At 38.4% G+C, this 13,511-nt stretch carries 10 protein-coding genes and 1 pseudogene; all 11 read left to right on the forward strand.

Features of this window, described 5'->3' with window-relative positions; genetic code table 11:
- Positions 1-21 precede the first annotated feature (21 nt).
- The 11 genes and pseudogenes from trkA (at position 22) to J4861_RS05930 (ending at position 13,315) form a co-directional block, all read left to right on the forward strand.
- Positions 22-1,362: a Trk system potassium transporter TrkA gene (gene trkA, locus J4861_RS05885; protein ID WP_211817220.1), complete on the forward strand. Its 1,341-nt coding sequence runs from the start codon at positions 22-24 to the stop codon at positions 1,360-1,362.
- A gap of 2 nt (positions 1,363-1,364) precedes the next feature.
- Positions 1,365-2,822: a TrkH family potassium uptake protein gene (locus tag J4861_RS05890; RefSeq protein ID WP_211817221.1), complete on the forward strand. Its 1,458-nt coding sequence runs from the start codon at positions 1,365-1,367 to the stop codon at positions 2,820-2,822.
- A gap of 438 nt (positions 2,823-3,260) precedes the next feature.
- Positions 3,261-3,866 carry a DUF4840 domain-containing protein gene (locus J4861_RS05895; RefSeq protein WP_249110877.1) on the forward strand — a complete coding sequence of 202 codons (606 nt, stop codon included), beginning with the start codon at positions 3,261-3,263 and terminating at the stop codon, positions 3,864-3,866.
- A 333-nt stretch (positions 3,867-4,199) separates the two neighbouring features.
- Positions 4,200-4,766, forward strand: a complete 567-nt coding sequence (locus J4861_RS05900; protein ID WP_004360723.1) for a hypothetical protein — start codon at positions 4,200-4,202, stop codon at positions 4,764-4,766.
- 306 nt (positions 4,767-5,072) lie between these two features.
- Entirely contained in the window at positions 5,073-6,977 is a 1,905-nt protein-coding gene (gene dnaK, locus J4861_RS05905) for a molecular chaperone DnaK (RefSeq protein ID WP_211817222.1), read from the forward strand.
- A 75-nt stretch (positions 6,978-7,052) separates the two neighbouring features.
- A complete protein-coding gene (locus J4861_RS05910; RefSeq protein WP_211817223.1) occupies positions 7,053-7,916 on the forward strand; it encodes an AbiJ-NTD4 domain-containing protein in 864 nt (287 codons plus the stop codon).
- Between the two features lie 14 nt (positions 7,917-7,930).
- Positions 7,931-8,026, forward strand: a pseudogene (locus J4861_RS13470) (DUF6078 family protein); the annotation flags it as partial.
- Positions 8,027-9,884: 1,858 nt separating this feature from the next.
- Positions 9,885-10,715 carry a CPBP family intramembrane glutamic endopeptidase gene (locus tag J4861_RS05915; RefSeq protein WP_211817224.1) on the forward strand — a complete coding sequence of 277 codons (831 nt, stop codon included), beginning with the start codon at positions 9,885-9,887 and terminating at the stop codon, positions 10,713-10,715.
- A gap of 332 nt (positions 10,716-11,047) precedes the next feature.
- A complete protein-coding gene (locus tag J4861_RS05920; RefSeq protein WP_211817225.1) occupies positions 11,048-12,139 on the forward strand; it encodes a PD-(D/E)XK nuclease family protein in 1,092 nt (363 codons plus the stop codon).
- A gap of 115 nt (positions 12,140-12,254) precedes the next feature.
- The gene (locus tag J4861_RS05925; RefSeq protein WP_211817226.1) at positions 12,255-12,692 is read left to right on the forward strand and encodes a hypothetical protein; all 438 of its coding nucleotides are present in this window, start codon (positions 12,255-12,257) and stop codon (positions 12,690-12,692) included.
- A gap of 92 nt (positions 12,693-12,784) precedes the next feature.
- Entirely contained in the window at positions 12,785-13,315 is a 531-nt protein-coding gene (locus J4861_RS05930) for a DUF6155 family protein (RefSeq protein ID WP_211817227.1), read from the forward strand.
- Positions 13,316-13,511 lie beyond the last annotated feature (196 nt).

The raw sequence follows: 13,511 nt of genomic DNA on the forward strand, positions 1-13,511 counted from the left end.
TCAAACGAAAAAGAAAAAGAAATGAAAATCATCATAGCAGGAGCATACGCCATAGGAACCTATTTGGCAAAACTACTTTCTCGTAATATGCAAGATATTGTACTCATGGATGAGGATCCAGAGAATCTGGAGAAAATCAGTAGTGAGTATGACTTGCTAACTATGGAATGTTCACCCACAAATATAAAGGGACTGAAAGAAGCAGGTGTCGAACATACCGACCTCTTTATCGCTGTTACTCCAAGTGAATCAGCTAATATCGCATCTTGTGTTATGGCACATCAGTTGGGTGCTAAGAAGACTGTTGCACGTGTGGACAATCCTGAGTATGTTGAAGAACAGAATAAGGAATTGTTCCGTCAGATGGGTGTCAGTGATATTATCTATCCAGAAATCCTTGCAGCAAGGGATATTATTAATGGATTGAAGATGTCATGGGTTCGCCAGCGATGGGATGTACATGATGGAGCATTGGTAATGTTGGGTATCAAATTGCGCGAAACTTGTGAGATACTCAACCGTCCTTTGAAAGATATTAGTGGTCCTGATGATCCTTATCATGTAGTCGCTATTAAGCGCAATGACGAGACGATTATTCCTGGAGGTAATGATACTTTGCAGTTATATGACTTGGTTTATTTCATGACCACAAAGCAGTATATTCCGTATGTTCGTAAGATTGTTGGTAAGGAACAGTATGTTGATGTACAGAATGTTATCTTTATGGGCGGTGGTAAGACTGCTGCACGTGCCGTAAAGATGCTGCCTGAGTATATGAATGCGAAGATTATCGAGTTGAACCCTGCTCGTTGTGAGGTTCTGAACGATGCCTTTAGTGAAGATAGATTGGTCATTAATGGTGATGGACGTGATATTGGATTGTTGCAAGAAGAAGGTATTCGTCATACACAAGCCTTTGTGGCTTTGACCTCTAATGCTGAAACAAATATTTTGGCTTGTCTGACTGCTAAGCGACTGGGTGTTCGTAAGACGGTAGCATCCGTAGAAAACTTTGATTATGTTGGTACAGCTGATGGTCTTGATATTGGTACTATTATCAATAAAAAGGCACTTGCTGCCAGCCATATTTATCAGATGATGCTTGATGCAAACGTAGCTAATGTAAAGTTTCTTATGTCTATCAATGCTGATGTGGCTGAATTCGTACCAAGTCCAGACTCAAAAATAACCCGAAAGGTTGTAAGAGAGTTAAATCTTCCTAAGGGAGTGACTATTGGTGGACTTGTAAGAAACAAAGAAGGAATGCTTGTTTCTGGTAATACACAGATTGAAGCAGGCGACTCTGTTGTGGTCTTCTGTTATAATGTTGATATGAAAAAGGTGGAGAAATTATTTATTTAACCATGCTTAATCTGAAACTTATTTCCAAGATTCTTGGCTCCTTGTTATGGATAGAAGGCGTACTGATGCTCAGCTGTCTATTCGTGTCTTTGTTTTATAATGGCAGTGACATTATACCATTCGTGTGGAGTATTCTCATAACAGTAGGTGCTGGTTTTATCTTCAGACTGTTAGGTCGTCATGCTGACAACCTTTTAGGACGTCGTGATGCTTATTTTGTTGTAACGATATCTTGGATTCTTTTTACGATATTCGGTACACTCCCCTTTATGATTAGCGGAGGTATTGGGAGTTTCACTGATGCATTCTTTGAGGCTATGTCAGGCTTCACTACAACTGGTGCAACGATTATAGACTATCCTGAACATCTACCAAAAGGACTCCTTTTCTGGCGTTCATTGACACAATGGATTGGTGGATTGGGAATAGTATTCTTTACTATAGCCATTCTGCCTTCTATGGTGGGTGGTTCGGTAAAGGTCTTTGCGGCTGAAGCGACTGGTCCTATCAAGAGTAAGCTACATCCGCGACTAAGCACAAGTGCTAAGTGGATATGGGTAGTTTATTTGGTTCTGACTACTGCTTGCATTCTATCATATAAGGTATGTGGTATGGGATGGTTTGATGCTTTCAACTATTCAATGACCAGTACTGCGACGGGTGGATTCTCTACGGAGAGCGGTTCTATCACAACCTTTCACTCTCCAGCAGAGGAGTATGTCTGTGCATTATTCTGTTTCCTATCTGGTGTCAACTTCACATTGCTATATGCCTCGGCAGCAGGATTAGATATTAAGAAGCTCATAAAGAATAGTGAGTTTCGTTTCTATACCATTATGGTACTCTCGTTTGCTGTCTTTGTTGCTTTTGAACTTGTTTATCGCAATCATTATGATATAGAGCATGCCTTCCGTAGTGCGCTCTTCCAAGTTGTTTCCTTTATAACAACGACAGGACTTTTCAGCGATGATGCTGCTAAATGGCCTCATGTCACATGGGTTGTCTTGGCTGCTTGTATGTTCTTTGGCGGCTGTTCTGGTTCTACCAGTGGTGGTATCAAGAGTATTCGTGGTGTGATGTTATTAAAGGTGGTGCGCAATGAGTTCCGTCAGATACTCCACCCTAATGCTGTCTTACCAATGAAGGTTGATGGAGTGAATATACCACAGTCAAAGCGTGTAACACTTTTAGGTTTCATCGGACTTTATCTTATTTTGACACTCTTCTGTGCCTTTACGATGATCGCGGTTGGTATTGATAACACGAATGCTATCACGATTACGTTGAGTTCTTTAGGTAATGTTGGCCCTACTTTGGGTATGGAAATTGGTCCTACAATGTCTTGGGCACAGCTACCAGACTTGGCAAAGTGGATTTGTTCCTTCCTCATGCTCGTAGGTCGTTTGGAACTTTTTACGGTCTTAGTACTCTTTTCCCCAGCTTTCTGGAAGGAAAACTAAGGTAGGTAAAAGCCTGAGTTTGGGTTATAGTTCTATCTACATTGATACTTTCTAAAGGCTTTTAGCATTCCTTCATTTCCAACGTTGGTGAATTATTTTCATGAAAAGAAATATTTATTTTCACGAAAGAAAATATTTCTTTTCATGAAGAAAAATGTTTATTATCGTGAAAGGAAAGTGTTGATAGCTGAAAATGCTTTCTATCTCCCCTAACTTCTCTTTTAGTTATATAGCGTATTATATGTTATCAAAAGCACTTTATTTTGTCTACAAACAGGGGTAAATTCTTTAAAATAAATAACATAAACGGATCATACAACTTTCTTATTACTCTTTTAACAGTAATTGTGTTGGAAATAAGTTGATAATGTGTAAATTTGTGACCAATAAACTTAAATATAATAACCAAAACGTACTATAAATGAAAAGAACAAACTATTGATTTTATTTGTTGCACTTATAGCAACATTGTCATTTTCTTCTTGTTTGAATGACGATTATGATGAACAGGCAAAACGTAACCGCCCAACAGTAGAAGAGTTGAAGGCTGCAAGCCATACTATTCAAGGTCTTTATCATGGTAAACTTTCGAGATATGGCCTAAACGAACGGGAACAACTTGAAAGAAAAGATTCTGTGAATACGACTTGGGAAATCAAAGATGACACAACACTTATTATCAAAAATATCCCAACTAAGATGTTGACGGCAAGTATTATTGATACTGACTTGAAGCAAGCTATTGAGGCTTTGCCAAATCAGGAAATCAAATGTGCTATTAGCGTATTCAACGTGAAACCAATCCTCTTTTATATTGCTCCTTATCGTTTGGATTTAGGCAAGATTACTTATGGGGGTAAAACTCATGATGTAGCTGTAGCTTTCCTTTTCAAGAATAATTATACCTATGGCGGTTATGATGCAGATCGTAAGGTGGTTGGTGCTCGCCTTTTAGAGGCAGGAATGGTTGTTGATGGTGTCTTCGACAAGTCTGTTAGTAAGGGTGTTGACTATTTCTTTCTTGCTTCTGAACCAAGAGTATAATATGTATATAATAGAATAAACGAAAGTCTGGGATTTTTTTTCAGAGATTCTCGGACTTTTGTTTTCTATAATGGTCTAATCGTAACTATTCAGCGATAAGATGTATAAACTATTATTGATTATCAGTAAGTTACATAAATAGACACAGACAAATTCTAATAAAGAATGTCTTTTCGAGACTTTTTGCCACAATATTAAGCTCATAAGTTCTTGATATTCAACGTTTATTATCGCTGAATAGTTACCGTTAATTTATGATAAAATTAAAGTATGTTTTATATTTTGTCAACTTTAATTTGTAAATTTGAGAACTAATAATAATAATTCAATCATATGAAAAAGTCTATTTTTACAATGTTGTTCCTGCTGTTAGGTATGACAACATCTTTTGCACAAAAAGTATCTGTTCCAGAGCCAGAGTTTGCAGACCAGACTTACCTGCTTACTTCCGACACAGAGTATCAGAAGTTACCACGTGAGTCAGGTATTATTAAAAGTAAGGCTGGTGCTTCGTTGTATCTTGTTGGTATTGGAAAAGTAAAAACACGTATTACTTTGAGTGGTCCTACTTCATCTGTAACAGTACCTGCTGGTAAGGATGTCCGCCTTATTATTAAGGCTGCAAATAACTCAACCGATCCAGAGTCATTTATTAATATTTTCCCATTCGAGGTGAAGGGTAAGGAACGTAGAGCGCAGTTGGCTGAAGCTGGAACACTGTCTGCGACCAAGACAAACTCTCTCGGACAGATTTCTTTTAAGGCCAAGAAATATAGACAGAGTTCTTACTATATCGTTATTGAGAATCTAAAACCAGGTGAGTATGGTATCTCTTTGGGTGATCCTGACAAACGAAATGAAAAGAATGATATGAAAATAACAACCTTCAGTGTAAAATAAGGCTGTTGTATTTGGATATAATGTGGCTGTGTCAACATTCTTATAATGAGTGTTGGCACAGCCTTTTTATTTCTTGATTAAGTAGGATTTATCATACTTAAAGGATATAATTACGCGGGAATAATGGTATATGTTGTCGCTAATTCTGCCATTCTGTCAGTCTTCCCCTGTTGGCACGTCATTTGTCTAATAATTGGCGAATGACGCTGTTAGTAACAGTTACAGACGATATAAGTCTGATGATACTGTGATGGACAGTTGTTAATAACTGAATACGAATAATAATAAAAAAAAAGATATACAATTATGGGAAAGATTATTGGAATTGACTTAGGAACAACAAACTCTTGTGTTGCTGTATTTGAAGGTAATGAGCCAGTGGTAATCGCTAACAGTGAAGGTAAGCGTACTACACCTTCTATCGTGGGTTTCGTTGAAGGCGGCGAGCGTAAGGTGGGTGATCCTGCTAAGCGTCAGGCTATCACAAACCCAGAGAAGACCATTTACTCTATTAAGCGTTTCATGGGTGAGACTTACGCACAGTGTCAGAAAGAGGCTGAGCGTGTTCCATTTAAGGTTGTTAATGAGGGTGGTTATCCACGAGTTCAGATTGACGACCGTAAATATACTCCACAGGAGATTTCTGCAATGATTCTGCAGAAGATGAAGAAGACAGCTGAGGACTACCTCGGTCAAGAAGTAACTGATGCAGTTATCACCGTACCTGCTTACTTCTCTGACTCACAGCGTCAGGCAACTAAGGAAGCTGGTCAGATTGCTGGACTTAACGTACAGCGCATCGTGAATGAGCCTACTGCTGCAGCACTTGCTTATGGTGTTGACAAGGCTAACAAAGATATGAAGATTGCCGTGTTCGACCTTGGTGGTGGTACATTCGATATCTCTATCCTTGAGTTCGGTGGCGGTGTATTCGAGGTTCTTTCTACGAATGGTGATACTCACCTTGGTGGTGACGACTTCGATCAGGTAATCATCGATTGGCTCGCTGACGGCTTCAAGTCTGAGGAGGGTATCGACTTGAGAAAGGACCCAATGGCAATGCAGCGTTTGAAGGAGGCTGCTGAGAAGGCTAAGATTGAATTGTCAAGCTCTTCTTCTACTGAGATTAACTTGCCTTACATCACTGCTGAAGGTGGTGTACCAAAGCACTTGGTAAAGACCTTGACCCGTTCACAGTTTGAGCAGTTGGCACACAGCCTTATTCAGGCTTGTCTTGTTCCTTGCCAGAACGCTATCCGTGATGCTAAGTTGCAGACATCAGATATCGATGAGGTTATCCTCGTAGGTGGTTCAAGCCGTATCCCTGCTGTGCAGACATTGGTAAAGAACTACTTTGGTAAGGAGCCTTCAAAGGGTGTTAACCCTGATGAGGTGGTTGCTGTTGGTGCAGCTATTCAGGGTGCTATCCTCAACAAGGAAAGTGGTGTGGGCGATATCGTATTGCTTGATGTTACTCCATTGACCCTCGGTATTGAGACAATGGGTGGTGTCATGACAAAGCTCATCGATGCAAACTCTACCATTCCTTGCAAGAAGAGCGAGGTGTTCTCTACTGCAGCTGACAACCAGACAGAGGTTACTATCCACGTTCTGCAGGGTGAGCGTCCAATGGCAGCACAGAACAAGTCAATCGGTCAGTTCAACCTGACAGGTATTGCTCCTGCTCGTCGTGGTGTACCACAGATTGAGGTAACATTCGACATCGATGCCAACGGTATCCTCAACGTATCTGCTAAGGATAAGGCAACAGGTAAGGAGCAGAGCATCCGCATCGAGGCTTCAAGCGGTTTGAGTGAGGAGGAAATCAATCGTATGAAGGCTGAGGCTGAGCAGAACGCCGAGAACGACAAGAAAGAGCGTGAGAAGATTGACAAGCTGAATCAGGCTGACTCAATGATCTTCACCACCGAGAACTTCTTGAAGGACAACGGTGATAAGATTCCAGCCGACCAGAAGTCAGGTATCGAGTCTGCTCTCCAGCAGCTCCGTGACGCTCACAAGTCAGCTGACGTTGCAGCAATCGACACAGCTATCAACAACCTCAACACCGTTATGCAGGCAGCATCACAGCAGATGTATAGCCAAGCAGGTGCACAGGCAGGTCCTCAGCCGGGCGCAGATGCTGGCCAGCAGGAGCAGCCAAAGCAGGATGATACCATCCAAGATGCTGACTTTGAGGAGGTGAAGTAAAATAGGATAAATAACTTTAAAGCCTTGATAGCTTATAATGATGAGCTATTGGGGCTTTTTTAATGAATAATCGATATGACACGTTTTTCTGAGCGATACGGTTATGTAAAACCATCTGAAGTCTTAATCAGGGAAGGTATGCCTCTTAGTATTCAAAATGCGATATGTACATGTTTCGATAAATTGAAAATTTTTCTCCAAAGGCAAATGGGTGATAACGCCAGAGGAGTTGCGGAATACAAAACATTAGAGAAATATTTATGGGTTTATTTTCTCAATAATCGGGAAGCTTACTTCAGTTATCATAATTCTGTGGCAACAGATTTCTTGGAAGATGATAATGCATTATGGTTTAAGAAACTCGATTTAGTAGAAGTGGCTATCAAGTATCTTTTTAACCGAGAATCGCAATTAGAGGAATATTATCGAGTCAAAGGTTCAGTGGCAGAAGCCTTTACTACTGTATTAAATTCCCACTTTGAACGTCTCAACTTCGCTTATCGTGTAGTCGATAAAGAAATAGTGGAAATAACATCGAAAGAGGAAATTGCCGCAATAGAAGATGCTTTGCAAGACTCAACCGCTAACATAAAAATGCATCTTAGTAAGGCATTAGAACTCTACGCAAAACGACCTGAAGGAGATTATTCCAACTCCATTAAAGAATCAATATCAGCCGTAGAAGCATATTGTCGAGAAAAGACCAATGAGAATACATTGGGGAAAGCACTAAACCATTTAGAAACAAAAGGTATATCACTTCCTAAGGTGTTAAAAGAGGCTTTTGAGAAGTTATATGCCTACACAAATCAAGGTAGTACAGGTATTCGTCATGCATTAATGGACCAAGATGGTACTTATGTGCCAAGTAGGGATGAAGCTTTGTTTATGCTTGTTTCATGTAGTGCCTTTATTAATTACCTAAGCAAGAAAATTTAATGAGACATGAATCTATGACCCTTGAACAATACAACCAACTACTCTACGACTACGCACACTGTGCTGGCACTCACTGCGAGAAAGTCAGCCAGTGCTTACGCTACACCGCTAGTGAAGGTGTATATCAATAAGCATAAAACTGAATGCTCCTTCGAGGGGCATCCAGTTTTGCAACACAAGCCAAGCCACAAGATCTGCGTATCCAATAAAGACCAAGTGTCTAGCTTTCCGGCATGGGTTCTCAACTTGTGTCTAGCTAGTAGACTTACAAAAAGACTGTCTACTTATTCAGCCAATATAACAAAAAAGTGTCTAGCCAAATCAGGAAAAGTCATTCAGAACCTTCGTTAAGCGGATAACTGCAGTTTTTACAGTATGTCATAATTATATTATTTTGAAATTAGAGGTTGCTATCCGTTAATTTGAATCCGATATCTTTATATTAATAGCATCTTGAGCAGGAACGATAACCTTCGCTTCGTGCGGAACTTAAAGATATACGGGAATAGTTCCCACGCCATAATGCTGGACATGATGGTGTGGAATGGTAACAAGAACCTGTGGGGGTGATATACACGGTTTGTCCTATGCTGGCTGAGCGAGTTGATCGATTCTTACGAGTTTTATACTTACGTGTTTTCGAACGTTTGTGAGTTTTTCTTCCACTATGCTTCTTCTGTTTCTGTATGCTGATAGATTCAGTATTGGTGGTAGAAGTTGTTTCATACGTGAAACTGCTGGTTCCAATTAGAGTTACCGCAACTAAAAGGATAGAAAGTAAATGTTTCATAACTTTGCTTATGTTTGTTATTAATAAAGATTGTATCTGCAAAGGTACAATTTTTCTTTTAGTTTCCCATCGTATGAGTGCTTCTTTTCGATGTATTCAAGTTTTGGGCAAGTGAATAGTCTTGTATCAACCCCTGCCGAATGCATATTGCATCTCTGTTGAATACGTATCTAACTGCTGGCGAACACGCATTCCCTTGCCGACAGATGCGGTGAGCGTTGCTGGCAGATGCGTATCTAGCGTCGGTGCAATACGTATCTACAGGCAGCTAGATACGCATTCGCCAGCACGTAGATACGGTGGGCGCAGTGACAGAATATGTATTTGGCAGCGAGCTTTCACTGGGCAACACCTCATGTTATAAGAAAAAAATGTTCGCAAACTTTTTATGACTGTCTTAGTAGAAACAATAGACTGACTGATAAAATGGTTTTTACACGCACAAGAAGTACGATTGTATTGCATGGAATGTACCTTTGCCAAAGGGGCATTTGAGCTGGGATATAGTTCGCCAGAAATGCGGATGCTGTTTGCGTGAAATTTCTAACCTGTTTGCAATAAATTTATATATGGTTAGGAATTTACGGGGAACAGGTTAGAAATAAATTTATAACAAATAAAAATTTTCCGCTAACCGTATAGGCTTGGAACTTTGACCTTTGAACTTTAAAAGTAAGTAATATTCCTGCATTTGACGAAATGTACTTCCGTGCCCCACAATATATACTTTTGTCACTTCTAATCCTAGAGCTCTTCTTTAAGAATTCAATTCTTATATTATATAAATTTGGGTCTTCCGGAATTTGGAGTGATGGTTTTATGTTTTTCAGGTTTCTTGATGATAAATAAGTATTGTAAACTCTTAAATATAAGCTCTTTGTAGTGTGGATGTCCCATGTTAGCTAAGTATAGATTTTGTAGTCTTTATTTTAGCACTTTACATTCTTTAGTATTCAGTAAATAAAGGGATGTAAAAGAATAGAACTCCAAAAAGGTATTGATAATTAGATATTAACGATATCACTCCAAATCCCGGAAGAACCATAAATTTTTGTATTATCTTTGCACCTATTATCTCGTATTATAAGTCATTGCAGGTGAAATAAAAGGATTGTAGCAATTACAGCGGTCTCAGGCAGATTGTCAGGATTATTACATATATATAAAAATAAAACAGCATGAAAGAAAACATCGTCATCAAGTATCGCCATACGGTACTTTTCTATCTCTTGGCAACCCTTATCCCATGGATATTTTGGTTTGCTGCCAGTTATGTAAGTCATCATGTAGTTTATTCGGAAAGCACATGGGTAGCGCCATTGTTGGGATTGGCAGGACTTTTCTTCCCAATGTTTCTGACCATTATTTTGGTTTTTCAGCGTCAGGAACTGTGGAAAGACTTTCTTGGAAGATTCCTAAACTTGTCTTCCGATAAGTGGCAATATTATCTCACAGCCTGCCTACTGATGCCAGCAAGTATCTTGTGTGCTATGGCAGTTTCTCTGTTGTTCGGTTACAGTCCATCGCAATTCATTATTACAGGTCATTACACCTTCACTTCGGGTGTCTTCCCTGTATGGTTCCTCCTTATACTTGCACCTACGCTTGAGGAACTTGCATGGCATGGTTATGGAACAGACAGTCTCCGTTCTCGAATGAGTCTCTTCAAAACATCTATGCTGTTTGCAGCTTATTGGGCAGTTTGGCATTTTCCCCTTGCAGGTATTAAGGGTTATTATCACGCTAATGTGGTGAGTGAGGGCTGGCTTTATTGTCTGAACTTCATCGTTAGTATTTTCCCTTTTGTTATCTTGATGAATTGGCTTTATTATAAAACCAACCGAAATATTCTCGTAGCTATTATCTTTCACATTACGGCAGGTTATTTCAATGAAATATTTGCAACTCACCCTGATAGCAAGTGTATACAGACGGTATTACTGCTTATAGTGTCTGTTATCATTGTGGTTAAAGAGCGTCGACTTTTCTTTAACCGAGCGTTGGAGTAGAGTGTACTCACCATTTAAATCTTAGTTCCAAGAAAAATACGATTATTTAGGTATTAACTGCACACTGGCTGACGCTCGCAGAGGGTCAGCCAGTTTTTATATTGTTCAACCTGTATAATACTTGATGTAATCGTGAAAAAACTTATATACTCTTTTCTATAAATTTCTTATCTACTACACTAAGTTTGAAAAAGATTCACTATCATTTCTAACATTTAGCATTGTAGTTTACCTCACAGAGAAAAAAATATCAAATTTTCATGTTATATGATGTTTTTTTACTACTTTTACAGAATTAACAATGAGCAAAAGATTTACTGATTATAAGTATTATGGAGATAAAGACATATAAAGATTTATTATGTCAGTTTGAACAGTTGCCTAAACAAGACATACGCCCCACCTTCATGGATATTTGCAAATATCCTGGTAGTAGGTTTGAAGAGGTATGTAGTAGAATCTTGCAGTTTTATCTTAATCCTTTTGCAGGGCATGGATTGCATGATTTGTGGCTATTGGCATTGTGGCGTGCCTCAGGGCAAGGTGAGACGTTGCCGTTCTACAACAAAGTAGAATGTGTTACGGAAGAGTATGCAGGAGATAAGAGAATTGACATTATTGTAAAATCGGAGGAGTTTATCATTGCGATAGAAAATAAGACAACAGCTGACTTATATAATCCATTGGATATATACGCCAATCACATTCGTAAGAATTATTCAGAAAAAAAACAAAAAATATTGGTAGTCTTGTCAGTCTTTCCTCTATTAGATTCCAAAAGTAAGAGTTGGATGACTCAAAATGGTTTTCGTCCGATTCTTTATAAAGATCTGTTTGCAGAAGTCAATAAAGAATTAGGTAATTATATGATGTCCTGCGACCAGAAATATTTTACTTATATGCTTGATTTTATGAAAACAATTGATAATATGAACAACGCAAATAATAAAAGAGAATTTGAGTTTTTTATGCAGAATAAAGAAAGTATCGAGGGGCTTATTAATCGCTACAATGAATTCCAAGAAGGTATTCGCTCACAACAGGTGGAACAAATAGCTTCTCTTAAGGAGAGAGTAGAAGAAAGGACCAAGGTAGATTGGTGGGTATGGAAAGGATGGGACCTTGGTGTTTCCTTTCATGACAAAGCCAATCGTATAGGTATTGAGTCAAGTTTTGAAGCTACGGAAAAAGGATGTTGTGGAAAGTTTCATATTTATATAACGACGTGGAATAAAGCATACTGGTATCCATATAAGGATAATGTTCTTAAGTCATTTCCAAACTATATAAAATTAGATGAGAATTGTGGAAATCGAACTTATCTGCATCTTCCTATTATAGATGGTGATAAAACCGATGAGATAGTTAATGCACTTGTTGAGGTCTATGACAAATTGAAAGTAATAACAGATAAAATTCAATGATGGTTCTTTTAAAGTGGATAAATATTGATTGGGAGTAGAAACATGCTCTTGTCTTTTATCCATAAACTGAACCTTGTATGATGTTGAAGAGAGTCATTCTCAAAATTATGTGTTGATGAAAGAATCTATATTTGTCTTTTTAATAACTATGGTCTTTGTAGCATGCTCTTCACGAAGTAAATCAGAGGATGCTGCTAATCCTATCAGTTCAGAACAAACAGGCTTTGAAGAAGATGATTTTTCTGGAGAAGATTCTTATTCCTCAATTGAGTCTGGGTATTCTGATGACATTGTTGATGAGGATTCTTATGAAGATGAAATTGAAGACGGGACCTATTCTGCTACGGTAGATTATTATAATCCTCATACGTGTTATAGTGCAACATATACATTGGATGTTGAGGTTGAGAATGGTGTGGTTGTTCAGATTAATTTTCCTAATGATGGCTATCTTGATGATGACCATATTACACCAAAAGCGTTAGACGCTAATGGGGAATGTATTGTTGATGGCGAAGAAGGAAAAACATACACTATACATATAGACTTATAGTTGTTTTTAAGTGATACTTATTGTGCATGCTTATCTTTTCAAAAGCCTTCTTGTAGCCATTGGGATTCATATTAAAATTAATATATAGCGTTATGGGAAAAGTCCAATTAAGGAATAAGCTGAAATTATTGCCAAAAGAAAATGTTATTAAACTTATGATGGAGATTTATGACAATTGTAAAGAGGCAAGACCATATTTAGATCATTATGTTGAGCTGGATAGTATAGATGAGTGTGATCGATTTAAGCAAATTATTCGTAAAGAGTTCTTTCCAGTATGTGGGTTCTCAGAAAAGCCATCATTCGCTGCTTGCCGGAAAGCTATCTCTGATTTTAGGAAGATGAAGCCCGACCCTTACTTTCTGGCTGATCTCATGCTGTATTATATTAAGAATGGCTGTGAATACACTATGACTTATGGTGATATGTGGGAACAATATTACATAACGCTCGAGGGTAATTTTAAAAAAGCGATGGAGCATATAAGCAAGTATAAGCTCCTCCCTCTCTTTTATGCACGTATTGAACAGATGCTTAATGCTACTGACTGTGGTTGGGGATTCTATGATACACTATGGAAGACTTGTCTTGAGCACAAAAATAATTATTTTAATATGACATAATGCTATAATTAGGTAGTTATACTATCAGCTTCATATAAAAAATATTTTCTCCATCTCCCCTTTTTATACCATTTTCCTATTGCCAGGAAAATGGTTAATCTTGATGTTTTATAGTTCTTTAATTGACTGAGTGCTTACAGACATATAAGGAGAGTAGTATCTCTGTAGCATTATTCTATCTACTACACTAAGTTTA

Source organism: Prevotella melaninogenica (assembly GCF_018127925.1).
Lineage (GTDB): Bacteria > Bacteroidota > Bacteroidia > Bacteroidales > Bacteroidaceae > Prevotella > Prevotella melaninogenica_C.